This is a genomic window from Ruegeria sp. BG3 (assembly GCF_056538485.1).
In genome coordinates, this window is record NZ_JBQFTE010000016.1 from 1 (window position 1) to 25,047 (window position 25,047).

20 protein-coding genes are annotated in these 25,047 nt (G+C 52.8%); 10 read left to right on the top strand and 10 right to left on the bottom strand.

From position 1 onward, the window contains the following. Positions 1 to 471: hypothetical protein (locus tag ACR0AI_RS21055; RefSeq protein ID WP_480701463.1), on the top strand; the 471-nt coding region annotated here is incomplete at its 5' end. A gap of 18 nt (positions 472 to 489) precedes the next feature. Continuing rightward, entirely contained in the window at positions 490 to 1,269 is a 780-nt protein-coding gene (locus ACR0AI_RS21060; protein WP_480676852.1) for an amidohydrolase family protein, read from the top strand. A gap of 186 nt (positions 1,270 to 1,455) precedes the next feature. Here ACR0AI_RS21060 and rffA read toward each other — a convergent pair whose 3' ends face one another. The 5 genes from rffA to ACR0AI_RS21085 form a co-directional block, all read right to left on the bottom strand. Further along, a complete protein-coding gene (gene rffA / locus ACR0AI_RS21065) occupies positions 1,456 to 2,592 on the bottom strand; it encodes a dTDP-4-amino-4,6-dideoxygalactose transaminase (protein WP_480676850.1) in 1,137 nt (378 codons plus the stop codon). 29 nt (positions 2,593 to 2,621) lie between these two features. After that, entirely contained in the window at positions 2,622 to 4,160 is a 1,539-nt protein-coding gene (locus ACR0AI_RS21070) for a hypothetical protein (RefSeq protein WP_480701465.1), read from the bottom strand. Positions 4,161 to 4,646: 486 nt separating this feature from the next. Beyond that, positions 4,647 to 5,630: a glycosyltransferase family 2 protein gene (locus ACR0AI_RS21075; protein WP_480676847.1), complete on the bottom strand. Its 984-nt coding sequence runs from the start codon at positions 5,628 to 5,630 to the stop codon at positions 4,647 to 4,649. A gap of 9 nt (positions 5,631 to 5,639) precedes the next feature. Continuing rightward, complete coding sequence (locus tag ACR0AI_RS21080) at positions 5,640 to 6,932, bottom strand: glycosyltransferase family 4 protein (protein ID WP_480676845.1); 1,293 nt, start codon at positions 6,930 to 6,932, stop codon at positions 5,640 to 5,642. Between the two features lie 35 nt (positions 6,933 to 6,967). Continuing rightward, on the bottom strand, positions 6,968 to 7,843 hold the full coding sequence (locus ACR0AI_RS21085) for a glycosyltransferase family 2 protein (protein WP_480676843.1): 876 nt from the start codon (positions 7,841 to 7,843) through the stop codon (positions 6,968 to 6,970). 644 nt (positions 7,844 to 8,487) lie between these two features. Here ACR0AI_RS21085 and ACR0AI_RS21090 point away from each other — a divergent pair. Further along, on the top strand, positions 8,488 to 10,026 hold the full coding sequence (locus ACR0AI_RS21090) for a hypothetical protein (protein WP_480676841.1): 1,539 nt from the start codon (positions 8,488 to 8,490) through the stop codon (positions 10,024 to 10,026). An 89-nt stretch (positions 10,027 to 10,115) separates the two neighbouring features. Here the strand turns inward: ACR0AI_RS21090 and ACR0AI_RS21095 are convergent, their stop codons facing one another. Beyond that, positions 10,116 to 12,743 carry an Ig-like domain-containing protein gene (locus ACR0AI_RS21095; RefSeq protein WP_480701467.1) on the bottom strand — a complete coding sequence of 876 codons (2,628 nt, stop codon included), beginning with the start codon at positions 12,741 to 12,743 and terminating at the stop codon, positions 10,116 to 10,118. 234 nt (positions 12,744 to 12,977) lie between these two features. Then, complete coding sequence (locus ACR0AI_RS21100; RefSeq protein ID WP_480676933.1) at positions 12,978 to 13,868, bottom strand: hypothetical protein; 891 nt, start codon at positions 13,866 to 13,868, stop codon at positions 12,978 to 12,980. 600 nt (positions 13,869 to 14,468) lie between these two features. On the opposite strand from ACR0AI_RS21100, the gene ACR0AI_RS21105 reads away from it, so the two are divergent. From ACR0AI_RS21105 to ACR0AI_RS21135, 7 genes are all read left to right on the top strand, one after another. Next, entirely contained in the window at positions 14,469 to 15,023 is a 555-nt protein-coding gene (locus ACR0AI_RS21105; protein ID WP_480676931.1) for a serine O-acetyltransferase, read from the top strand. Further along, entirely contained in the window at positions 15,020 to 16,579 is a 1,560-nt protein-coding gene (locus ACR0AI_RS21110) for an AMP-binding protein (protein WP_480676929.1), read from the top strand. Before ACR0AI_RS21105 ends, ACR0AI_RS21110 begins: the two co-directional genes overlap by 4 nt. Positions 16,580 to 16,718: 139 nt before the next feature. Beyond that, positions 16,719 to 17,537: a phytanoyl-CoA dioxygenase family protein gene (locus ACR0AI_RS21115; RefSeq protein ID WP_480676927.1), complete on the top strand. Its 819-nt coding sequence runs from the start codon at positions 16,719 to 16,721 to the stop codon at positions 17,535 to 17,537. Positions 17,538 to 17,685: 148 nt separating this feature from the next. Further along, a complete protein-coding gene (locus ACR0AI_RS21120; RefSeq protein WP_480676925.1) occupies positions 17,686 to 17,922 on the top strand; it encodes an acyl carrier protein in 237 nt (78 codons plus the stop codon). A 1-nt stretch (position 17,923) separates the two neighbouring features. Beyond that, entirely contained in the window at positions 17,924 to 19,162 is a 1,239-nt protein-coding gene (locus ACR0AI_RS21125; protein WP_480676923.1) for a type III PLP-dependent enzyme, read from the top strand. Between the two features lie 31 nt (positions 19,163 to 19,193). Then, positions 19,194 to 20,225: a glycosyltransferase 61 family protein gene (locus ACR0AI_RS21130; RefSeq protein ID WP_480676921.1), complete on the top strand. Its 1,032-nt coding sequence runs from the start codon at positions 19,194 to 19,196 to the stop codon at positions 20,223 to 20,225. Positions 20,226 to 20,315: 90 nt separating this feature from the next. Beyond that, the gene (locus ACR0AI_RS21135) at positions 20,316 to 21,368 is read left to right on the top strand and encodes an acyltransferase family protein (protein ID WP_480676919.1); all 1,053 of its coding nucleotides are present in this window, start codon (positions 20,316 to 20,318) and stop codon (positions 21,366 to 21,368) included. 72 nt (positions 21,369 to 21,440) lie between these two features. Here ACR0AI_RS21135 and ACR0AI_RS21140 read toward each other — a convergent pair whose 3' ends face one another. The 3 genes from ACR0AI_RS21140 to ACR0AI_RS21150 all read right to left on the bottom strand — a co-directional run bounded on the left by ACR0AI_RS21140 (position 21,441) and on the right by ACR0AI_RS21150 (position 24,830). Then, complete coding sequence (locus tag ACR0AI_RS21140) at positions 21,441 to 22,367, bottom strand: glycosyltransferase family 8 protein (protein ID WP_480676917.1); 927 nt, start codon at positions 22,365 to 22,367, stop codon at positions 21,441 to 21,443. Between the two features lie 441 nt (positions 22,368 to 22,808). Then, on the bottom strand, positions 22,809 to 24,200 hold the full coding sequence (locus ACR0AI_RS21145; RefSeq protein WP_480676915.1) for a porin family protein: 1,392 nt from the start codon (positions 24,198 to 24,200) through the stop codon (positions 22,809 to 22,811). Between the two features lie 36 nt (positions 24,201 to 24,236). Then, positions 24,237 to 24,830, bottom strand: a complete 594-nt coding sequence (locus ACR0AI_RS21150) for a polysaccharide biosynthesis/export family protein (protein WP_480676913.1) — start codon at positions 24,828 to 24,830, stop codon at positions 24,237 to 24,239. Between the last annotated feature and the right edge of the window lie 217 nt (positions 24,831 to 25,047).

Consider the following 25,047-nt stretch of genomic DNA (forward strand, 5'->3'; position numbering starts at 1 on the left):
ACCACACGAGGTGCCATAGAGGCCTGCGGGATAGACAATGCGCCTGTGCATGCCGAAATTCGACTGACGGATGAAGGCCCTGTCATTATGGAGATCGCTGCCCGATTGGGTGGGGGGTTTATCTCGTCCCACCTAACGCCCCTCGCCACTGGTATTGATCTGATCCAGGCCGCAATAGATGTTGCTCTTGGGGAGAAACCAATTCTTACAGCCCATAATCCAGCAGGATCAGCAATAGAATTTTTGGTTTCTGTGCCGGGCCGGGTTGTGTCTGTGAGTGGACTGGAGGCGGTCAGGTCTGACCCGAATTGTATTGACGCGCAGGTCTATGTTCAGGTTGGTGAAGAAGTTGGGCGTTTGAGAAATGCAACAGACCGCGCAGGACACGTGATTACAAGGGGCGACACAGCAGAGCTGGCGAGAACTGCTGCGGAATATTTTGCCGGCTTGATAAAAATAGAAACGACATAAAACCAAGAGGTTATCTGGGTGAAGTATTTCGACTCTTTGGTGCACGCAACACATGACGGAGGCTGGCTGGGACATGACCGTTATGATGCCAGCCTTGACCGTTTGCTGGCACAAATGGACGAGGCACATGTTGCGCGTGCCTGTTTAGTGGCGATTGCCGACTTTGCTCACAATGAGGACGTTGCTCGGTTCAGTAAAATGCATCCCGATAGGTTCGTTCCTGTGGGGTCCATAAATGTGGGAAAATTCGGCGACGAGAAAGCTGTTGAAAGGGCGGTCGAGCAATTGGCGGGCGAAGGCTTTCGGGGATTGAAATTGCATTCAAGACTGAATGAATACAATCCTTTGGATGTGCGTTGTATTACAGCAATTCAAGCTGCGGGCCGCTCAGGCATGGTTGTGTTTATGGATACCTTGTTCCGGCAGAAAAAGATTGTGACCCGACCAGCAGCGGACATCATCGACCATATTGCTCTGCACTGCCCGGAGACCAAGATTGTTTTATTGCACGGTGGCGCGTCTGCTATGCTGGAAGTGTTTGAGTTGGTCCGCATGCACTCCAACCTGATACTGGATCTTTCGTTCACGATTCTTCGCTACGCGGGTAGCTCGCTTGATCAGGACATGCGGTTCATATGCGAAAACCTGGATCAAAGGGTCACTTTCGGGTCTGATTTTCCTGAATATTCTCCTAAATCAGCCATCGCCCGCTTTGAAATGCTGACGCATGGAATACCGGAGCACAAACTCGAACGCATCCGCTACAATAATCTCGCGGCGTTATTCTCTATAGGCTAGTCTGAGAAGGTTCGAATAGAACCTAAGTGAAATAAAAAGAAGTAAACGATTTTGCCTCCGGCCCCACGAGAACCTTATACAGAGGTATCCACTCTAGCTAACTGCCTAGTTTCGGGGGCCTCTGCCCAGGCAGTCTTAGCTCCGTAGACTGGATTTTAATTGTCGTCTCTGTCACGTTGCGCTGCTTTATTTTTTGCTCAGAAAATCTAACGCAACATCAATTACTCGCTCGATATCGGCAGAAAGATCGAAATACATGGGCAACCTGACAAGCGTCTTCGAAATGCGATCAGTATCATCCATCGGCCCTACTGTACGGGCTATTTTTTGCCCAATCGGTGCGTTGTGCAACGGCACGTAGTGAAAAGGAGCCACTATGTCCCGTTCCCTGAGGTGTGCGATAAAGTCGCTGCGATCCTCAAGGTCGCGCATCAGAAGATAAAACATATGTCCATTTCCTATGCAGTCGCTTGACCAACGCGGCACTTGAAGGCGCCCAGCCTCGGCCAGTGGTAGAAACGCTTCCATATAGCGATCAAAATTGGCTAGGCGGCGGGCATTGATCATCTCGGCCATTTCAAGTTGCGCATAGAGATATGATGCGATCAACTCACCGGGCAGAAACGACGACCCTATATCCACCCAGGTATATTTATCGACCTGACCGCGAAAGAACTGTGATCGGTTGGTACCCTTTTCCCGGATGATTTCCGCTCGTTCGCAGAAGCTCTCACGGTTAATTGTCAGCGCTCCACCTTCTCCGCTGATAATGTTCTTGGTTTCGTGAAAGCTGAAAGCGGCGAGGTCTCCAAGGCTACCACATGGACGTCCTTTGTAGGTTGAGCCGATAGCCTGCGCAGCATCTTCCACTAAAGGGCAACCCTGCGCCTGTGCTATCTCAGCCAGCGCATCCATGTCTGCGGAAAATCCAGCGTAATGCACGGCGAATATGCCCCGCGTTTTTGGTGTTAGGGCCTCGGCGACACGTGCTGGATCAATGTTCAGGGTCACAGGATCGATGTCGACAAAAACTGGAGTTGCGCCTCTCAGAACCACAGCATTCGCAGTCGAAACAAAGGTGAACGAAGGCATGATTACCTCGTCACCAGGGCTGAGATCACACAGGATTGCAGCCATTTCCAACGCAGCCGTACAAGAGTGGGTCAGCAATGCCTTGCGGGCTCCGGTCAATTGCACAATGCGTTGGTTGCAGAGATCGGTAAAGTGTCCATCGCCTGACAACTGACCGCGTTGAATGGCCTCACGTAGAAAAGATATTTCTTTGCCGATCAGGGTCGGCCTGTTGAAAGGTATGTTACTCATATGTGCCTCGACGCTGGGTCTAACGCTACTTATTCGTTGAAACAGCCACTCACTTCTGAACCAATGCGTGTGTGAACTTCCCAAATGGGTGTTTGCAGACAGAACTTGAAATCCTCCCCCATCCAACCTTGTAGCATGGCTCCAACAGAGGTACCTCCGTGACGCAGCAACATCACGATATCGGCCTCTTGGGGAATCTGGGTGTATCCTAAAAATTCCGGCGATGTCGGGCGCTGCCACAGTGGAAAGTCTGTCACAGGTGGTGCCGATGCAGCAAATTCGAAGTTAAAGTTGCCATCAGCGATGATGCCGTGTTTCCCCTGAGGAGACAATAATTGCAGCGCTGCCAAACCGTCTGCAAAAACAGGATATTCTAAGTCTCGTGCAATCGTACCTTCGCGGGATATCCTTGCGGCAATATCAGCGTTGATCTCGTCGATAGTCTGGCCCGGTGCCGCATCTGAATAACGTTGAATGTAGCCCACCATAGATCCTTGAGCGATCAGTCCCTCATGGCGATTTCCGAAGGCCGCCGCGGTTACAAGTATTGCATTGCCAACATGTGGTAAGACTAATCCGAGTGCTACAATCACTGCTAACGCGCAGCTAGTCCTGTCACTGGATGGGTCGTAACGTTTTATATGCTCGGTAAAAACGACCAAGACGATAACTGCAGCTGGTAGAATTTGATGACCGACCAGCCCAAATGGCCCCATTGAGAGGCACGTGATCCCGATACCGGCCAACATGATCAAGGCACTTAAGCACCACCCCCAACGATGTGATGGCAATGCATGCAGGGTCCAAGCCAAGCCCGCTACCACCGAGATAACTACGAAGATGTGGCTGAGAAGAACCCGTTGCGTTTTGAACAGAATACCGCTGATGCCACCCATGCCCTCTTCTGCACCCGCGGCGGCCATGACATATGAGAATGTCCCAAGGAATTTCTGACCGGTCGGATCCAGAAGTATGGCCGCAGAGATAAACCCGGCCAGAAATGTCAAAAGCATCGGCCAGCGACGTTGCAATAGTAAGGCAAGTATGGTCGGTGGTAATACAATGACGAATGACCATTTCGTCATCAGAGCCATGGCCATGGCAATGCCAGCTGCCACTCCCGCTAGGGCTTCTGACCGTCGGGTTCCAATGGGCAGCAGGACTGTCAGAAAGGGGATAAGGCACAGCGCCAGACCAAGTCGATTGTAGGAAAAGGAGTGTGCCGACAGTATTTGATTGACCGTGACAAACTCTTCCATAGGAGCCCGTGTCAGTATTGTAGTGGCCAACACGGCGACAATAATGGAAAGAGATAGCCATCCCACTCGTCCAACCACTGCCAGAAAGACCATCGGCAACAATGTGACGAATTGCAATAGCACCGCCAAATCCAGAGCGCGCGCATCAGGGCCAAATATCCAGTAGGTCAAGGCCAGATAGCGGGAGGTCAACCCAGAATAAAATGTGTTGTAGTCTATTCCTGGCTTAAGCCCCAGCGAGACCCTCCAACCACTGTTGAGAATGAACAACGTATCAGGAAGATGCAGAGTGTCGTAGACAATCGGCATAAAGATCAGCGTGACTACATAAAGAATTACTACGAAAAAAAAGAAGAGGGGCCACAAACCTATGGCACCATCTCTGAATCTGCGACTGGTACTTTGCTGTGAATTTTGAGGCAACACTAATTACAATATCCTAACAATACACAGAACGGAAAGTTGGCCAATATATTCTAGCAATCAAGATAACAAATTGCGGATATGCAGCAAGTTTTCTCTGATACGTCAACCGACCATACTGAGCCGGTTCAATTCACTTCTCGTTTTAGATGGTCAATTGCAGTAGGTGATGGGCGACGACAACAACTTTATCCCAGCAGAATATTCGAGATTCCCAAAGCCGTGGATGCCATTCGAGATATATCTCCGGCGTCGCTGTTCAGGCCTCTGAGCTGTGTTGATGGTTTAAATACGACACGGGTCGTTTTCGAAAAAACAAAGGTGCCATCGCGCCCAATTCCCTTTGAAAAAGGCTGCGGAATAGCAATGATGTTACTTGTACTCAATCAACCTGGCAGGGCGATCTGTGAAGCGGCGCATTTGGTACTCAAGTACGCCCAAGGCCTCGGGGAATTTTCCCAAGGTCAGAAAAAACGCCCGCTCCCAAGAAGCGCAATTGGTTACGCTTACTCGCAGCGCCAGCCGCAGCACCTGCGCAGGGTAGATCAGTAGCAGCCACAACGCCCAGGGTGTGATCAACAGTGCCGCCAGCAGGATCAGCAAAGGCAATAAGACTCCCCATAAAAGCGCCCGGCGACAGGCCGCTATGCCGTGCAACTCGGGCGCTGCCCCGTGCATCGCCGCGCCTTCAGCTGCGGCATGGCCGCCGCGGCGCATGCGCTTCCACCATTGCTCAAACCGCGTCATGGCGGCATCGTGGCCAGTCATCTCGTGGTCTATGCGCCAGATCTCACCACCCTGACGGCGCAGACGCACGCAGAGCTCAGGCTCTTCCCCGGCAATGAGCGTCGGGTTGAACCCCTCCACAGCGGCAAGGGCATCCACCCGCATCAGCGCATCGCCGCCGCAGCTTTTAGCCTGACCCACAGGGGTATCCCATTCCCAGTCGCAGAGCCGGTTGTAGACCGAGGCTTCGGGGAACATCTCACGCCGCCGACCGCAGACCACCACAGCTTTCGGGTGATCGGCCATAAAAGCGGTGGCTGCCTCGATCCAGTCGGGGTGCAGGGTGCAGTCCCCATCAACGAATTGCACGTAGTCGATCCCACCCTGCGTATGCAGAGCAGCAAAGCCGGCGTTCCGGGCACGAGCGGCGGTAAAAGGCTGGTTGAGATCCAACTCGATCACCTGTGCCCCCGCTTCCTGCGCCGCCGCAATACTGCCATCGGTCGATCCGGAATCGACATAGACCACATGTTCGACCGTCGTTGGAATGCTGTTCAAGCAGTTGATCAGGCGCGCGCCCTCGTTCCGGCCGATCAAGACGACACCAACCCTTGGAGAAAGAGCGCCCATCCCAGCCACCTATTCAGCGCCCGCAGGCTGCATCTGAGGCCGGTCGGGCGGGTGCTCGGGATCGGGGTTGTCGCACAGCAGAGTGCGCAGCCAGGCCGCCTCGTTCATGGTGTTGAAATCGGTCCGTACCTTCTGCCGCCCGGCAGCACCCATGCGGCGGCAGAGATCGGGGTCGCTCAGCAGAGTGTGCATTTTCTGGATCAATGTGGGGACGTCGCCCGGTGGTATGACAAACCCGGTCTCACCATTGGCGACCAACTCCGAGACACCAGCGACTTGTGTCGCGACAACGGGGATGCGGCTGGCCATGGCTTCCATCAACACCACCGGCACACCCTCGGCAAAGCTTGGCAGAACGAGGAAATCGGCCTCTTCCAGGAAATCGGCAACGGCCTCTTGTGGCTGATACCCTGCGAAAATGACGGCATCGCCTAGATCAAGCGCTTGTGCCTGTGTCTCGAGCGTTGGGCGGTCTGCGCCATCCCCAATCAAGGTCAGCGTGGCGTCGGGGTGATTTGTACGCAGCGCTGCGAAGGCCTGCAGCAGCAGCGGCGCACCCTTGACCGCATCCAGCCGCCCGACGAACAGTACGCGCTTGCCAAAGCTTTCGCGAGGTTTGCGTCCATATCGGTCAGGGTCGACGCCACAATGCACGATCGACATGCGCGGCCAGTGTTGCTGGTCGGAAAACAGCATCAGCTGCGAGCGGCAGAAATGGCTGATGGCCACAATGGATTGTGCACGGGCGACCTTTTCGTCAATCCTCCAACGCATCGGTTCGAAAAAGAGCGCAGGTCCGTGTTCGGTAAAGCTGTAAGGAATGCCCGAAATCTCGCTGGTCAGCATCGCCACCGTGCAGCTGGAATTGCCGAAGTGATTGTGCAGATGGACCACGCCTTTTGCCTTCAGGTGCATAGCGAGAACACCGGCTTCAGAAAAATAGAAAAGCTGATAAAGCAGTGCCTTAGCCCCGGGTGAGCGTGTGCGCCAGGCCAGGCGTAGCGCCGAAAACCAGCGCCCCGGCGCTGTACGCAACGCTTTCAGATGTGCCCCGATCAGGCGATGCGGTGCCCGGGCCGTCTCCAAGATGCAGAACGTGTTGGCCTCTTCCGTTTTCTGATCCTCGCCGACCACATCTTTTGGATTGGCGCGGCGCACGGTACAGGTTTCAATCTCAGTCCCCAAGGCGCGCAGTGCCGCAATCTCGCGCTGGATGAAAGTGTGGGACACTTTGGGATATTCGCCAGTCAGATAGGCGATCGGCTCGGTCTGCAGCTGCGGCGCTGGGGTGTCCTGGAGCATATCAGACCTGTCTGGTTTGGAAGGGTTGAGAGACATTATCGACCCCGGGTCCAGTCCGGCCCACCGGGGCTGAGCCGCACAATGAGGTGAACAAAGGCATAGACCAGAAACCCGAAGGGTGCGGAGAAAAATAGCAATATGGCATCCCGCAGGCTCATCGAGGTTTTGTCGGCATTGCGACGTAGTTCCGGGTAGTGTCGATAGACCTCAGCCACGCCCGCATCCTGACGGCGGCGGACCCGGACAAGATTGGTAAAACCTTCGACCATGGGCCAGGTGAATGGAGCAGAGACCTCAATCCGTTCGTCGGGGGCGAAGTGCAGCCGTACATAAGTGTCGTCTGAGATGATCTTCGGGAATTTATCCCAGCGGGCGCGGCCCGCGGCGTTGACAGCAAACAGCCCCGCCCCTGCCGCGTTGCCGCTTTTCATGAAGGGTAACCGTGACCACAACCGCGCATAAGCGCGGGTAACAGCGCTTTGGCCACTGGCCACCTGCAGCCGGCCAGTGGCATAGACAGCAGTTTCAGTTGCGAGTACATCCTGCAATTGCTCGATCAGCGATGGCGAGCAGATCACATCGGCATCCAGATAGGCACGGGCCGCACCCTTTGCCATCTCGTCAGCCGTGTTCAACGCCATCAGTTTGCCGCCGTCTTTTATGTCCAACACTACCAGTTCCCAGCCCCGCGCTTTGAATGCGTCAATGTATTTCTGAGCTAACGGAACCGTCTGGTCTGAGCAGCCGTTGGCGGCGACGATCACCTCAATCATCCCTGCTGAACCGTCTTGTTCAAGCAACGCCTTGAGGCATCGGGTGATAAACTGCTCTTCGTTGTTGGCTGGGATAACAACAGTCAGTTCGGGGAAGGTAGGCGTTGGGCCGTTGTGACCTGTGTGTGCGGTAGTCATAATGAGGGCTTACCTATGCAACCTGAACCACAGGCATCTGCCTTAGATCATGACAAGGTAAAGAGCGGCCCTTCTCCCAAGCCTCTACATTCGAAATAGGAGATAATTTAGATAATTCGGTAGTATTGTTTTCAAAAAAGGTCAGTCTTTGAAGAGCCAAAAATAAGTACTCATGCTTGGGCTGCGGTCGAATAGCCGCTAACGTTATCCGTCTTTTTGAAATAGTGGAACCAATTCCAGGATGATCATCTGGCGGTGATTTCCTGCGCGTACTACCTGTTTGCAAAGGGCTAATACCGAAAAGTAAACTTGGTTTCATACCCGGCTTTCACAATCCTGCCGCCCCAAGTGGAGGCCTGTACCAATACGACATAAGCGACTGCCAATATCGCCCCTAAAAAATCCTAAGGCTCGGCAACCACTTTTCATCTTGTGGCATAGTTCTTTCGAATTAGCCACTTCGAAGCTATACAATCCGCTTCCCGTTTTGCCTAATGGGTCGGGAAATGGCTGACCCGGGTGCGTCAGGTTTCGGAAAGTGAGCCGCAGTAGATGAAGAAGGTGGTCTTGGCGGAGGCAGAAGCCATGACATATCATACCCCCCAGACCCGGCTCGATTTTCCGGGCGATAGCTGGATATCGAAATGCCCAACGCCACTGCACTGTTAGTGTTCTACCTCTGGCCGGTCGTCGTCTTCTTTTTGTTTCGGCGATTGCCAGTCACCCATGCTCTAATCTATTCGATCATCGCCGGCTATTTGCTGCTGCCAGAGCGGGTTGGGATTGACCTGCCAATGGTTCCAACAATCGACAAATATTCACTGCCGAGCATCATGGCAGCCATTATGTGTTTTGTGGCAATGCAAACACAGACGCGCCAGGCACTGCATAGGCAGATGTCTCCGGTGGCACCCAATAGTCCGCCGCCTCGCAAACCTCGGGGCGTTGCAGTCCTCAATACGCTATTGGTTCTGACGTTTGTTTCACCCTTGCTAACTGTGCAGAACAATAGCGAACCAGTTTTTGCTGGTCCGACGGTTATCAATGGGCTGACGCTCTATGATGGCTTGTCATTGATGGGGGGACAGGTCTTCGTGATCCTTCCCTTTTTACTGGCGCGACGTTTCCTTTCCAGCCCGGAAAGCCATGTCATTTTACTGAGGCTTCTCTGTGTCGCTGGGCTCATATACACGATACCTGCACTTTACGAGGTGCGGATGAGCCCGCAGCTCAACATCAATATCTATGGTTTCTTTCCGCATTCCTTTCTTCAGCACATACGGGCTGGGGGGTTTCGGCCGATTGTCTTCCTGTCTCATGGGCTTTGGCTGGGTGTTTTTTTTGCAATGGCGATTTTGGCGGCGGCGGTACTGTCCCGATGCAAAGAGCGTGTCTCTCAACCCAACCTGTGGCGGATTGCGTCCTTTTACTTGTTGCTGGTGCTTTTCTTGTGCAAGAGCGTCGGAGCTTTTGTCATCACGCTAATATTGCTGCCAGCCGCCTGTCTTATGAAGATACGTGGGCAGTTTCTACTGGCTGCTATCTTGGCTGGGATCGTTTTGTTGTACCCCATGATGCGCGGTGCTGGGTGGGTACCGACGGAACGGATTCACAATATCGCTCTACAATTCAGCGAAGAACGGGCGGCCTCGCTGGAATTTCGGCTGCACAACGAAGAAATTTTGCTGGAACGCGCCAACCTGAAACCGGTGACGGGTTGGGGAGGTTGGGGGCGCAGCAAGGTATTCGATTCAACGACCGGTGTTGATATCAGTACAACTGATGGAGCTTGGATTATCTATATCGGAACATCAGGCTGGCTAGGATACATAGCAAGTTTTGGTTTGCTGACTTTGCCAATCATTTTTTTGGCGATGCAATGTAAACGGCGCGGCTTCGGATATGAAACCTCAGGGCTGGCACTACTGTTGGCGGCCAACCTTGTGGACTTGCTCCCGAATGCAACACTTGTTCCATTGACATGGATGATCAGCGGAGCACTGGCAGGGCGCTACGCGTATCAGGAGCAAAAGAAACCCGAAAACACCAGTCAAGCGCTTGATGCACAACCAGCACATCCGGTGACCCTGGCAGTGCGAACACGCCGAGGCGGGCCACCGGATGATTCAACGCAAGATTCCAAAGCCAATGCAGTGATGGCGCGGAAACCTCGGACGAGCTGACGAAGATTGCGCCCTTGTCTAATCAGAGGGGCAATGCTTCACCATTGGTAATGTGGTCGGGCTGGCAGAGATTTACATTCTACAATGATTTACAGATCCCATACATCCACTGTCACAGTTGCGCTTTCGTAGTTTCCGTTTTCATCGGTTGCCCAATAGGTGAAGCTGTCCTGACCGACGAAGTCGATATCCGGGCGGTAGAGCAGTTGCCCATTGTCCTGCAGGTAGAGATCCCCGTGTTCCGGGTTGGTCAGCCCGTCAATCCGCAGCGCATCACCCTCGGGATCGGAATCATTGGCCAAAACATTCAGCAGGGTATCCTGGTTCTGAGTTGCGCCGAACGCATCATCACGGACGTCAGGCGCTGCGCTGTTCAGATCAATCGGTCCCCGGAACGGAGCGTTGGCGAGTTCCCAGTCAGGAAAGTCCAGCGTGACCACATGGGCGAATTTCTTCAACTCACCGGTAGCGCGATCCGCGACGAAATCCTCGATCAGCATCACCTTGGTACCATCTGCAGTTTCATAGTAACCTTCCGCTTCCAGCAAGGTTCGAATGTTGTAGCCGCTCAAGTAGTGTTCGTCCAAGGCAAACTGGCGATCAAACGATCCAATTGAATCGGTCTTGATCCCGTTGAAGTAGAACGTCTCATTCGGGGAAAGCGTGGTGTCACCCTGCAGCTCGAACTCCAGACGTCCGGGAGACAGATTGTCTGAGCTCAAGATAGAATGGCGCGCTGGATTGTAACCGACGTAATCCGTAGCATTGTCAAGCATTGTTACATCGATGAGGATGTTGCCGAAGTCGGCATCATCCCATGCTGCACCTGTAATGAACCCACCGCTTAGATCAGCGCCGACACTAAAACCCTCTACGGTCAGGCCATTCACAACGATATCAACCGCATTGCTTCCACTGAGATCAAAGCCCGTTCCGGCCCCACCCAGCCCCCCGGGAGGTCTTTTTGTCGCGATCAGGTCGAAATCCTTCAACGTGTAGTGGGCTGTGTATTCTATGAGTACACCGTGCGACGTCTCCCAGTTTAGGAAACCATCCAACACCGAACGAACGTCTGAGTTCTGGGCCGGGGTATGCTTGATCACGATCAAACCGACTTCTGTACCAAACGCTTCATTGTCACGAAAACCTTGAATCGGGACGCCATCAACTCGAACTGTTTCGTTGCCATAGCCCAGTTCTGATTGATGCAGGGTTTCCGCCAATGGGGCAGATGGTGCGCTGCGGTGCATCCACACGAAGCCGTTGGAGGTGTTGATAGCTACATTTTCGGCTGCTTCGACCAGTCGTCCGGCAAAGAAGAAACCATCACCGGTACGGCCATTGTCATGGCGATCCAGATTGTTAAAGTCTTTCGGCGATTCGTTCACACCTTCGGACCGGATCGCCATATTGCGCAGCCAGATGCCAGTCTCGTCGCCGTCTTCTGCGGCAAAGGCGGCGCCGAAGACATCGAATGCCACGTTTTCAGTAAAATTGGCGTGGCTGGAATGGTGTACGAAGCCCCAGCCCGGCGAGCCGCTGACCGTATTGCCAATCGCGATGGCCGGGTTCTCCTGATCTTCGGTGCCGGTTTTGTGGAAATGGAACGAATAGCGGCCTTTGACATTGGTGTCGGAGGCAATGCTGGCAAAGGTCCCCACATCGCCTGCAGGCTCTGATTTATCGGTACGCCCCAAGTCATCAAAGGCCGCGTAACGAACATCCACATCATCGCTGTGCATGAACATCGTGTGGCCGCGGTGGTGCACCGCCGAGTCTTCACCATCTTCGCTGGAGATGGTCACATTGCGCGTCATGTTGGCTACATAAGCCTTCAGGTCAGCCCGCGGTGTGTCATGGTCATATTGCAGTGCCCGGTCGATGGTAATGGTCGAGCCGTTGATGCCGGTGATTGTCACCTCTTCGTCCTGGCTCTCCAAATACCCGTGATAACCCAGCCACGCGTCGCCCTGCTTGTGGGTGCCGCTCAGTACGATCGTGTCGCCAACCTGCCAGCCTTCGGGCACCTCTGCCAGCTGGATCTGCGTATCGCCCGCCATCGGCGCATCATCTACCTTCAGGAAGCTCTCCTTCTCGGCGCCATGGATCTCAACTGCACCATGCGAGATGACCCCGCGCGACAGCAGCATCGGGTCCCAGCCGGTGTCGATATCGCCATTGTTGGCAATCACGATCTGCACATCGACATTGGCCTGGATCGGGTTCTCTTCGGTGCCGATCTCAAGACGGCCCGTCGGCGACACCACCATCGTGTCCAACAGCATCTTGGAATCCGCGTCGGTGGCAAAGCTGAGTTCACCATCGACACGCACAGTGAACAGCGATGCATCGCTCTCACCTTCGTAGCGCAGGCTGATGCCCTCGGGGATCAGCACCTTGGCGCCGGCATCGGGGATGCGGCCCTCGTACCAGTTGGAGGCATCAAACCAGTCGCCATCGCCGATCGCCACATGGGTCGCTTCGGCGCGCTCCACCAGTTCCAACAGCCGCATATGTTCGCCCGCCTTGCTGGGGTCGTCCCCATGCGCATGCGCATCCGGCAAAGCCTTCACCGCAGCAACATAAGCCGCAACCTCAGATGCATCCGTCGGGGGAGGAATATAGCCCGCACTGTGATCACCGTGACCAATGCCGCCATGGCTGTGATTGTGCCCATCCGGGCTACCATAGGTTGGATGGCCTGTGGTGAACTGCAAGGCCAAGCACACCGCTACATAATTTATCACTCGCACTTTGCGTTCTCCGCAGAAACATTCGGGAGTCTGCGCTTTTTGCTCCCTACTCGTCTGAACTGTATGTTTGTATGATAGTGTAAGTCGCTTCGGTTTTCCAGAAATGGCTCGATGCGCGAAGGCTTGTGATCGGCTGCTCTGAAACTCACCCGGTTTTTTGTAGAGCCCCCCAACTTAAGGATGGTCTAACGAAGACAGCTAACGACGATAGAGAGCCTTGACCTGTTTTGCAGCCCAATATTTTGCATCAAAGAACGTAGCAAAGAAAATACCGATCAATGGCGGGTAATTCATACATAAAAACCGAGATGCGGCGCTGTATTTAGTTTGGGGCTTGGTCCAATTTTCCGATATACCGCATTTCGCCAGGATCTTCGGTGCCCAAACAACATTGGGTAGCAAGTCATCATAGAAACTTTGAATGGCGGGTTTCCCGGCGTCCTCTCTGCTCCACGGTTTGTTGCGCTGTGCGTGTATGAAGGTCGGCGCGCCGTTCAAGATCCATTTGAACCTATCAGCCAGTGTAAAGGCCTTCAAACCGAAGCAGTGTACGATGTCATCACCCAAATATATGTAATCAACAGGTATTTTCGAGAATCGGTTGCTTGCCAACAATGCGGTTAATATGTCCTGATCAGTAAAGAGGTGGGGGCCTAGTTCTTCTACCGGGATATTCCGAGCGTTTTGATATTCCTCGCTTGCAAGAAGCGCTTCCCATTCCGTTAACAGCTCAACATGCTGTTGTCCCACTCTGACCACGCACGAGTTCAAAGCAAAAGGGTGAAACCGCCCCGGAACAAGCCCCCAAAGGCGGCATCTTAAAGCGTTATCGTCATGAGGCGTCGGCGACCACCGTGTCTCCTGGGTCGCCGAGATCCCGCCCGGCGCGTGACGCGAAAAAAAATCTGTCAGATTGCCAGTCACAAATAGATCAGCGTCCAACCAGACTACTTCAGAGAACCCGAGCTCGCATAGACAGAATTTCAGAATTGTGGGCTTCACGTTCCAATAAAGCTCATGTGCCAAGGCTTCACTTTGGTGAACGATATTGACCTTGTCAGACGCCCATTCGAGAAATTCATCGCTCATATTGGATACAAAAAGCGCAACGCGAACGTCCGGAGAATTTTGGGCCAGGCTACAGATGAGCAAACGTAGCCCGGGCTCTTCCGAGCGCCTATTCTCATGAATGCAAACAATCATTTATACTAAAATCCCTTGGTTTGGCCTTCGGTTTTGCACAATACGGTAAGTTGATTGTCTAGAGCAATTGAATTGAACTGGACCAGTTTGATTGTTCGTGTGCGATTGAACCTCTGATCCATAAGGGGAACGGCTACCGGCTCACGCAGTAGCCGCCTCTTATTCTCTTGGCTGCTAAAGGCCATTCCAAAAGGAGGCTACGAACCGGTTTTTGAGTCTGATTTAGAAAACAAAAGGGCGTGTTGGTAGATGATGTGACGTTCTTGAACCTGTCATCTTTGGAAAGCCCTCATATGGTTCGTGGATGATGGAAGCCATAGCGCGTAGTTTGCACAACACAGCATTTGGCGTACATAGTTTTTGAGGTTTGGCCTTGTTGTGGAAAAGTGTTGTACGATTAGATTTGCACTCAGAAAAACGTACACTTGAAATAGGATAGCTTATTTTTAGTTTTGACCCTTAAACTATCATATAGAGTACACGCAGTTGTTTGACACTATACGCAAGGAATACAGACGCCACAGGGGGCATGGCGCAGCGTTTGTTGCCCTGATTACCTATCGGTTAGGGAGTTGGATACTTAGGATAAAAAACCCATTTTTGAGATGGGTTCCTTGGAAACTGTATCAGATTATCAGGATTATTGTTTCTAATTTTACTAAGATTTGGTTGGAGCCGGAAACACGGATTGGTGATGATTTTCACATCATACACGCGTCTGGTTTTCTTGCCATTCATCCGGATGTTGTAATTGGAGACCGGTGTGGTGTGATGCATAACGTTACCATCGGCATGAATATGACTGACGGAGTACCACGCATTGGTGATGATGTCTTTATAGGAGTAAATGCTACTATACTTGGGCCGATCGTGATCGGAGACCGTGTGAGAATTGGTGCCAACGCACTTGTAGTGACTGATGTTCCCGCGGATTCCATCGTTCAGGCTCCGGCACCAAAAATTTTTCCCAATGTAAGTGCTTTGCTTAAAAAGGGCAGGGACGATTCAACAGAAAAAGAAGCCGATGGAGAAACGTCTTGAGTGCCTTGGCTACAACTTTTTATGAACTATTTTCTGATAGCTTGAACAGCAATCCCGACAAGATCGCATTGGTGGATGTTGGGCGTTCGGTCGACTATGCCGCTCTGTCCACAGAGATTGATGTCGTGGCGCATTATTTAGCACATCAGGGGATCGGGCGCGGCGAACGTGTCATTGTGAATTTGCGCAAGAGCATCGAAGAAGTGGTCGCGATGCTCGCGGTGGCGCGGATTGGCGGGGTGGTTGTCAATGTAAACACCCAATGGACCCTTGAGCAGCTTGCCTACGTTGCTGAGGACTGCGGCGCAACCGCTATCATAGCAGATAGTCGTACTGCACGAGCGCTGGCAGATAACGGGCTTCCGGGCCGAGTCCAGCGAGTTCTCGTGCATGGCAAGGCGCCGGATGCTGATACGTTCGACAGTTGGCGAACATTGTCGGAAACCGGCGCCCCGATGGCCCGAGTGCTCGACACAGAATTGGCAATGATCATCTACACTTCCGGCTCTACCGGTCAGCCAAAGGGGGTGATGTTAAGCCACCGCAACATCGTTGCTGGCGCTCGGGCAGTTGCGCGTTATCTGAAACTTGGCTCTGACGAACGCCTGATCAGCGTCCTGGCCTATAATTTCGACGCAGGCCTGAATCAGCTCACTACCATGCTGCTGATGGGCGGCACCATCGTACATCAGCCGGTGGTCATGCCTGCCGAGATCGTCCGCACTATGGTTGAACAAAAGATTACCGGACTCGCCGGTGTACCTCCGCTTTTAAACCAGATCATCCGCCTTCTTGCGGCACATCCCACACCGTTGCCCGCGCTGCGGCGTGTTACTAATACCGGGGGAAAAATCCCTCCGGATATCCTTGAAATGATGCCTGATGTTTTCCCTAACGCTGACATTTATCTGATGTACGGGCTGACCGAAGCGTTCCGGTCAACCTATCTCGAACCGGACAGGTTTCATAAGAAAATGGGTTCGATGGGACAAGCTATTCCAGGATCCGAGGTTTATGTCATCAAAGAGGGCGAGGGGATCGCCGGACCAGGTGAGAAGGGCGAGCTTGTGCACCGCGGGCCTCTCGTCAGTTTGGGCTATTGGGGAAAGCCGGACCTGACAGCGGAAAAAATCCGCCCTTGCCCTGAACTGAGCGCACTGATTGGTGATGAAAAGGTCGTTTATAGCGGGGATATCGTCGAGGTCGATGCAGATGGCGATCTATGGTTCGTTGGGCGTAACGATGCGATGATCAAAACCAGCGGCATCCGCCTCAGCCCTGATGAGGTCGAGGATCATGTCTACAAAAGTGGCTTTGTTGCGGAGGCGGTCGCCTATGGCGTCGATGACGTAGATCTCGGGCAGGTCGTGCATGTAGCGGTCACCCCGCTCGATGGATTCGATACCGACCAGTTAATGACACACTGTCGACAAGCAATGCCAAGCTACATGGTTCCCCGGATCATCCGGGTCTGGACGGAGCCGATGCCGCGCACTTCAAGCGGCAAACTGGCGCGCCCTGAAATCGTGCATAGAAGCATGTCCGAAGGAACCTAGCGTTGATGTAAACAAACGGGCGGTTCTTCCCTCTCCGCCCAAATCTTGCCGGGTTTCTCTGCTCTATCTGTGCCTTGAATCTTTGAGTTATGATAGAGTTGTGAATATTTAGAATCGTTAAGAGTTAGGGGCTGAAGTTATGTCCGAAAGTACCACCAACGAAGCAATAGAGACATTTCGCTTAATTGAAAATTTCTTCACTGAAGAAGATATTTCGTATCTCAAACAGGCCTGCAAGGAATACATACTTAAGGATGGCGCCATCCCAAGTTATGTTTTGTTGGACAAACTTGAGTCAGGCTTATTTAGAAAAATTACATCAGAAGTTGCTGAGCAGGTTAAAGGCGAAGCGCTCTACCTAAACGATTTTTATATCTATTCAGACAATGCCTTCGGCGCCCAATGGCACATGGACACCGAACTGTTCACATTCGAGGAATGCCTCAATGCATGGATACTTCTGGACCCAGACGAAATCTCCAGCCCGGTTGCAATGTTGCCCACAGTGAATGATGCGGAAGATAACTACTATCACATCATGGAAGAGAGCGAAGGTGGTTTCAAATTCTCAAACATCACCACAAAGGCGAATACCGAAAAAGACACCACACATATCGAGAAGAACACGGTCGATGCCCCGAATGTGAAGTGCGGGGATTTACTCATCCTGAACCCGAAAAAATTTCATAGGACAAACACGACGGCTCCAAAGCACGCTATCATAGTAAAGTTTGTCGTGAAACGGAACGACTCCATCCTATCCAACTCCATGGTCATGCCAATATACTGGCCGGAGGTAGGGATATTTTCGAAGCATTGTAAGAATGCCGAAGAATGGCCAGACTTTATAGAATCGATAAAGGAAGAACTGCAGACACCCAACGGTCGAAAGTCGTTGAGCGCCGGATTCTGGCCAGAAAAAATGGACCTCTATCGCGCCAAAGTTGCAGAGTTGTAGCCTTTATCTGGCGCAAAGCACTGCATGAACCGGTGTAATTTCTTCATCGGGCTGCCGCCATGTTTTGGCCAACAATCCGACTAGACAATAGCTTCTTTGCATTAGACACTTCGCCTGTTCTGTTACTCCAAGTATACCGGTATTCCATATGACACTTACTCAAGATGCCTTGATCTCGTATCTGACCAATTCAATCGAACCCGAAGACGCGATCGAACCAGAGACGGAGCTTTTTTCTTCCGGTCTGCTCGATTCAGTCCTGATGATGAATCTCATCATGTTCCTTGAGGAGCAGAACGGTATTCAGGTCAGACCTGAAGACGTAACGCTGGAGAATTTTGACACACCGGCTCGGATTATCCAATACACTGAAGGCGCATCTTAGAATGCATGACATCGAAAGGGCTGATGCCATTCTGGCACAGGCTGCCGAGGATTTCGGTACGCCTGCTTATGTCTATTTTGCAGACTATATTGAAGAGCGTATTGCCCAGATTGACGCTGCGTTCGGATCGCGTTTCACCCTTAGCTACGCTGTTAAAAGCAACCCCAATCCGGGCCTCTTAAGCTGGCTTGAGACACGTATCGCTAACCTGGATATTTCTGCCATCGGCGAGATGCGTCTTGGTGTTCGGTCAGGCTGGAAGCCGGAAAGAATGAGCTTTACCGGACCCGGCAAACGCGATCTAGAGCTTGTCGAAGCGATCGAAGCCGGGCTTGGCGAGTTGATCGTTGAATCTGTTGACGAGGCAATCCGAGCAAATCGTATTGCTGCTGAGGCCGGTCGCGTGCAGGACATTATGATCCGTATCGCTCCGGACCAGGTGCCCAAAGGCTTTGGCGACCAGATGGCCGGTCGCCCCAGCGCGTTCGGCATTGACTATGAAACAATGCATGATGAGATCCCGCAGATTTTGGCACTTAAACATCTGCGCCTCATGGGATTGCATGTATATTCCGGAACGCAGTGCCTGGTCTCGGAAGCGATCTGCGAGAACTACCGGACATTTATGCGGATCTTTACTGAAATTTCGGACCGCTATGATCTGAAGCCCGAAAAGCTTGTGTTCGGCTCGGGGCTTGGCATCCCTTATTTCGAGAAAGACACGGCGCTTGATCTTCCCGCGACTGCAGCCGGGATCGTGGACGAGCTTGATGAATTGCGGGCAGCCCCCCGGTTCAGCGACACCGAATTGGTGTTGGAGCTGGGTCGGTATCTGGTTGGAGAGGCCGGGTATTTCCTGACCCGCGTCACCCGGGTGAAAGAGTCGCGTGGAACCCGTATCGGGATTTGCGATGGCGGCATGAACAACCATTTGCCGGCTTCTGGCAATTTCGGCATGGTTATTCATCGCAACTACCGCATGCACAAGGTCGGTGGCGGAACACCGGCCGGCAAGGTGAACCTTGCCGGCCCGCTTTGCACGCCACTCGACAAGATTGGGGTCGGTGTTGAACTGCCTCCGGTCGAAGCAGGAGACTTGATTGCAGTCCATTCAAGCGGCGCTTACGGGCTGACGGCCAGCCCGGTATATTTCATCAGCCACGACCTGCCATGTGAGATTTTAGTCGAAGGCGGTCAGCTGCAGGATGTGACACGACCGCTAGGCGATATTTGCCGATAGTCAGACAGGGTCCAGACCCGGAAAGGCCCCGATGATATCTTTCAGACCCGCCTTACGTGCCGCAGGGATTTCAGCTGACGATCTCATTGACGTCGCCGAGGAGCGTTGGCAGATTCACCCAAAGGAAAGCAGCTATATCCGGCCAGCCACATTTCTGCCGGGACAGCTGGATCGGATCAAGGCAACCGAATTCTTGAGCCATGAAGAAGTCGTGCAGGCCTTTAACGGCAACTTCGATAAACCACAAGCCCCGACTTATGGCTATCGGCTGAAAGATGTCGATCTTATCGATGGTGTACTCTACACAGCTCGAGGCATCCGGCATCTGCGCCAAAGAACCCGGCGCTTGCCAGCGTATGTTGTGCCAAGTGACGTGGAGAGTGGCGTCTTGTACGAAAGCTGGTGGGGCAACCGTTGGTTCGCAAACTGGTTGAGCGACGATTGTCCGCGCTACCTTTTGGCCCAGACCTATGGGGCACCGTTTACAACAAGAGTGGCCCCGTCCGGTCACGTGCCAGATTATGAGCAGCGCTTGGGCATGCAACCCCGAAGGCTTGATCGTGCGCGGTTTCGTGAACTCATCATGTTTGAGGATTTCACCAATAATACTGAGCGTCGCGCCCGCGTCGAAGCAGTGCGTGAAAAACTGATTGAGGGCGAAACATACGACTCGCATCCCGGTGTTTTCCTGCTGCGCGGCGCAACCGGCGATGCCCGCCTTCTCGTCAATGAGGCCGAAATTGCAGAGCGCTTCGCCACCGAGCGCGGCTTCCAGGTTTTGGCTCCTGAGCAAACCTCAACCCAAGATCTTATCACTGCCTGCGCCGGGGCCAAAGTCATTGCGGGCGTGGAAGGCAGCCAACTCGCGCATGGCATGGCCGTCATGGCCAATGATGCAGTGCTTTTTACAATTCAACCACCTGATCGGGTTACATCGGTTCTCAAGTTCTTCACCGACCGGCACGGCATGGGCTATGCATTCGTGATCGCCAGCGGATCGGTCGAGAACTTTACCGCCGACTGGGAAGAGATAGCTCAAACGCTTGACCAGGCTTTAGAATAGCCAATTGCCCGACGCGCAATTCAAAAAGCGGGTTGGGAAGACTTACGCGCCTTTCTTGGGATAAGCTTAGGTTGTGCTGGAGGAAAGGGATTGGTTGAAAAAAATCAAAAACTGGCCTCAATCCAAGTTCTTCGCTTTGTCGCAGCGGCCTTGGTATTGGTACATAATGCTATTCTTTACGTAGCCCCATTTGAACAAATCCAACACGCCGAAAACATCGCCGTCTGGTCTAATATCGGTGCGGCCGGGGTTCACATCTTCTTTGTCATTAGTGGCCTCGTTATGGCGTATACCGCTTACGATGCCTTCGGCACCCCCAATGCTATGCGGTCTTTCCTCTGGCGGCGCATTATTCGTATCTATCCGATCTATTGGATCGCAGCCGTGGCATATCTGGTCGCGAAGGTTGCACTGGGGCAATTTTGGCTAGGCGCGGGCGAGACCCTCGGAGCATTGCTGCTCCTTCCGGGAATGGCATCGTCAATTATCGTACCGGGCTGGACGCTCGCCTATGAGATGATCTTCTATCTGATTTTCGCTGGATTATTGGTTTTCCCGCGATCGCTTGCGCTTACGTTGATCACCATTGCCTTTCCCACAATGATTGTGCTGGGGCGGCTCGTGGGGGCTGAGACCTGGGGCGCGACCGCAGAACACTTGACCAGCCCATTGCTAATTGAGTTTCTGATCGGGGTTTGGCTCGGCTGGGCGCTGCGGGCTAGCAAAATACCACAATGGACAACAGCACGCTGGGTTTTCCCGATGGGATGTCTGATCGCATGTCTGCCTTTAATAGCCAGTCCTCTACTGACCGTGCGCGGAATACCCGACATCGTGTCCATGGGGCCGGGCAGCGCACTTCTTGTGGCCGTCTTCGCAATCTCCGAGCGACGCTGGTTTGCCAATGTCGCTTGGCTTGGGGAATATTCCTATTCGCTATACCTAATACATCAACTGCCGATGATCATTCTTTCAGTGGGAGCGCCCGGACTATTTGTAATGGGTCATGTGGGATTCTGGGGTGCAGTTGCGTTGCTCTGCGTACTGGCTTTGGTGACTACCATGCCACTTTATTTATTCGTAGAGCGCCCGTTACTGGCTTGGATGAAAGGGAAATCTCGGGATCTAGTGGCAAGTCGCTGAAAAGGTGTCCGCTTTGATGCTTGTATCGCCTGCCAGCAGAATGAGATTGCGAACCGAACCCGCAATTCACAATCAACCCCCATTGTTTATGAACTGGCTTAGTTTACGTGCCATCATATCTTTTGTTGGAATCTTGGCCCCGATACTTTCAATCACAGCCCCCAAGCCAAAAAGATAACGTGGCAACTGGCCACGATAGGCCGTCCGTTCCAGCACATCGAAAAAGGCCGCGTGGATTGTGTCGCGATAGTAGGGTTCTGCAAACTTCTGGGCGTATCTTGCGTGCCACGGTTTGATCGTTCCTATCAGATGAACAACCTTTCCTTGAAGCGGTGATGGCTTTTCGTACTGGGATACATTCCAGCTAGAATCCAGAAAAAGGACATTTCCGTCAAAAATGATATTCAATGCATCCTGATCTTGTGAATCAAGGATATCCTTTTTTTCGATGCTAATATCTATGATTTTGGATGTCACATTGTTCTCGCGCCAATAGTCCAAATCGAGAACTAGGAACCCTGAGTTGAAATACGTTTCGGCTGAACTCAATCCCAAGCGCGCCTGTTGCATCTTTCCCTCATCTTGGTTGACACGAACTCCAACATCAAGAACTGCGGCCATCGCCTTACCACCCAGATTCAGCGTCATGACCTCCGCTAAGTCACGCATTACCAGTAGATCTGTATCCAGATAGACACAGCGCATCAGATGAGGAAAGAAATCAGCGACGTAGTAACGCGCATAGGCCACCTTGCTTTTTAGGTAACTCGTTGATCTGAAATTGACTAGTCTGTCGCGTGAAATGTCGACAAACGAGATTTTACCTAGGCGCTCATGTGACCATGATTGGCTTAGCTTGTCTTTGTCATCGTCCGTGAAATCTTGACATATCACCCAGAAGTTCACGTTTGAGCTCGCGTGTTCCAGAGCGGATCGACCTGAGACTGCCATCCCCAAAATCACATTGCGGTCACCGCACATCGCTACATCAATGTCCATAAATGAAGCTGCCCCTTTTCGAATGATACTCTTAAAGCAATTATTTATTCTGACACATGGCTATGCTCAGGCTACAATAGGTTCAGTTTTTTTTGCAGTATAGGTCTATGTTCATGCCTGTTTCTCCAGGGCTTTACCCCTGAATCTGTAAAACCGGCCCGACTTTTAACTTCGGGGAAACTCAACGCTTTTATCCTCTCCGTCTACCAAGGAGTTTTCGGAAAATTCTAAGCACAATTGATAGCCCTCTGGTGCTTCAGAGTGGACGTTTTGGGTTGTTCGGCGAAGCATTGCCCCTCAAATGAAACGGAAGGTTTGGTCAAGCCCAAGATGGAATTTCGGGGCTTATAGCCAAATAAACCGAAGTCGCGATCATCGGATTGGGTGTGTGCTAGTGATAGTTCCGGATAAATAGGCTGCTTGAGGTATTATCTACTTAACTTATGGGCGCCAGACAAAGTCGCGGCCGATCTGAAAGAAGACCAGCGGGCTGGTCGCCTCGCCCAACCCCTCCTCATCGCGCATGCGGTAATTTACGCCTGTGTTGAGATTCCAGTATTCGGTCAACCTATGGCTGTAGACAGCGCTGAGTTCGGTATACTCGGTCCGGGGATCGGCCGACGTTTCTTCGGTTAACGCGTAGATCGCGCCCAGGCCGATGCGTGAGTTTGGCGTGAGAAGTCGCACGTAGCCAATATCGGCGACGGTCTCGAAGCGAAGCTCTCGGAAGGCATTGGTGGATACATCACGACGCAACTCGGCAAAGATTTCATTAGGGCCGCGTTCCTGTGCGTAGCTCAGGGATCCGATCCACCCTTTGTCACCACCAGGTACCCGCGCGCCGCCCAAACTGGCCGAAAAGGTGCCGCCGGGGATTTCCAAGCTGCGCCCGACAGTCAATGTGTCCAGCCGACCTTCCGTTTCCAGAGACGAGTCGAGATCAGCGGTCAGGTCGCCATTTGGCATGTCATAGATGACGCCTAAGCCTCCGACATACCCTTCGGTTAAGTCGTCTCCGGACAGGCTTTGTTCGTCGATCTTACTATAGCCGAATGAGACATCCAAAATCGTGCGCGAAGACAGTTCGTTGGTGAGACCAAAGATCAGGTCATCCCGGTCCTCAGTCGTTTGCCCCGGATCGTCACGTTCATTGCGTTCGAAGCTGTAGTCCAGTCTGGCTTCAGTGCGCGGCGAGAGCGCAAAGGTCACCCCGACACCTGCTCCGATTGTATCCTCGTCGAACAATGACGCATCCGTCGTGTCTGAGTAACTAAGCTCATTGAACTCCAGGAAGAAATTATACCCAATCACGTTTTGCCGGCCGAAGTCGAACTCTGCGCGCAGGTTATATTCGCGGCGCGTTCCATCGCCTGTCAGGTCTGCGAAATCAGGGGGCAGGTCGATCACGCCTTCATCGTCGACAAAGTCGGAAAGTGACCGCAGAAACCCGATATCATAACCCAGATAATTGGCCTGTAACTGCATGCCTGCGTTCGCTGCGTCGCGGGTATAACCCAGAATCAAGCGGGTATCGCCGAAATCAACTTCGCTGCCCTCGTCGTCCAAGTTGCTGAAACGCAGGGCCGTTGTGGCGTCGAAATCGAAGGTCTGAGTACGGGTTTCGCTGTTGAGCCCAAAGGAGAAAATCGTCGAGGCGATGGTGCCGTGCCCCTCTTCCGGGACATCGAGGCCCAGATTGCGCCCGGTTTCCAGCCGCTCATAGATGCCGAACCGCATCACTGGTCCGCCGGGCTCGACCGGAATTTCCTGCGCATGTGAGGCTGTCGCAAAAATCACACCGAAACATGCAGCACGATAAGGTGCTGAATGCATCAACAGGTTCCGTTTCACTGTTTCCCCTCTTCGATGTTATTCGAACAGGCGCCGTTGCGGGATGATGACCACGTCACCATCCGCCAGCCTGGTCGCGGCCCCATTTCCTGTGCCCTCAAGGATTGCATCGTAGTTGAACCTATAGACGGTTTCGTTACCGGCCCGATCCGTACGACGGAGCATTACTCGTTTTGTCGCTGCAAATCTGGAGAAACCACCCATTTCTGCGAACAGTTGCAGCAATGTTGTACCTGGTTCGACCTCATATCTGCCGGGGGCTTCTGCTTCACCTACAACATACACGTCGATCGGTTCGACATCGTCTTCTTCTGCGATCGCACTTAGCGATACAAAAACAGTTGGCGCGGAAGCAAAGTTCGGCGACAGCATACGAGAAAGGTCACCTTCGATCTGCTCTGTGGTTCGGTTCCCGGCCGCCAAGGTGCCAGCAAGTGGCATGGTGATGCGCCCGTCCGGGCGCACAAGCACATCGCGGTTGAGGCTTTCGTCTTCCAATACTTCGATCTGCAACCTGTCCCCGGGTTGGACCCGATATCCCTGTGCCAGTGCGGGCAGGGCCATCAGAAGGCTAACGATTGTTGCGCCACATAACGCTAAAACAGCTTTCATTTCCAAACTCTTCCTTCTCAACCCCAAACGGAGCGCGTGTTGGCAGCCACCTTACTTTTGCCGATGCGCGACCGATCAAATCCATATTGCGAGGGTTTTGGCCAAAGCGCCATTCTTTCCGAAAACCAAGGCGCTTTAGACGGGTTTTTTGAACACAGACTGTCGTAAAGGCAACAATTGGAAGATGAGTGGCCGGGTTTTGCCAGTGCTACACTAG

What these genes read in the sequence shown, in the direction of transcription:
- rffA (WP_480676850.1), bottom strand. Translation starts at nt 2,592, where the DNA reads ATGAGTAACATACCTTTCAACAGGCCGACCCTGATCGGCAAAGAAATA.
- ACR0AI_RS21070 (WP_480701465.1), bottom strand. Translation starts at nt 4,160, where the DNA reads ATGCCGATTGTCTACGACACTCTGCATCTTCCTGATACGTTGTTCATT.
- ACR0AI_RS21075 (WP_480676847.1), bottom strand. Translation starts at nt 5,630, where the DNA reads ATGGGCGCTCTTTCTCCAAGGGTTGGTGTCGTCTTGATCGGCCGGAAC.
- ACR0AI_RS21080 (WP_480676845.1), bottom strand. Translation starts at nt 6,932, where the DNA reads ATGCTCCAGGACACCCCAGCGCCGCAGCTGCAGACCGAGCCGATCGCC.
- ACR0AI_RS21085 (WP_480676843.1), bottom strand. Translation starts at nt 7,843, where the DNA reads ATGACTACCGCACACACAGGTCACAACGGCCCAACGCCTACCTTCCCC.
- ACR0AI_RS21090 (WP_480676841.1), top strand. Translation starts at nt 8,488, where the DNA reads ATGCCCAACGCCACTGCACTGTTAGTGTTCTACCTCTGGCCGGTCGTC.
- ACR0AI_RS21100 (WP_480676933.1), bottom strand. Translation starts at nt 13,868, where the DNA reads ATGAGCGATGAATTTCTCGAATGGGCGTCTGACAAGGTCAATATCGTT.
- ACR0AI_RS21115 (WP_480676927.1), top strand. Translation starts at nt 16,719, where the DNA reads ATGTCCGAAAGTACCACCAACGAAGCAATAGAGACATTTCGCTTAATT.
- ACR0AI_RS21120 (WP_480676925.1), top strand. Translation starts at nt 17,686, where the DNA reads ATGACACTTACTCAAGATGCCTTGATCTCGTATCTGACCAATTCAATC.
- ACR0AI_RS21125 (WP_480676923.1), top strand. Translation starts at nt 17,924, where the DNA reads ATGCATGACATCGAAAGGGCTGATGCCATTCTGGCACAGGCTGCCGAG.
- ACR0AI_RS21130 (WP_480676921.1), top strand. Translation starts at nt 19,194, where the DNA reads ATGATATCTTTCAGACCCGCCTTACGTGCCGCAGGGATTTCAGCTGAC.
- ACR0AI_RS21140 (WP_480676917.1), bottom strand. Translation starts at nt 22,367, where the DNA reads ATGGACATTGATGTAGCGATGTGCGGTGACCGCAATGTGATTTTGGGG.
- ACR0AI_RS21145 (WP_480676915.1), bottom strand. Translation starts at nt 24,200, where the DNA reads ATGCATTCAGCACCTTATCGTGCTGCATGTTTCGGTGTGATTTTTGCG.
- ACR0AI_RS21150 (WP_480676913.1), bottom strand. Translation starts at nt 24,830, where the DNA reads ATGAAAGCTGTTTTAGCGTTATGTGGCGCAACAATCGTTAGCCTTCTG.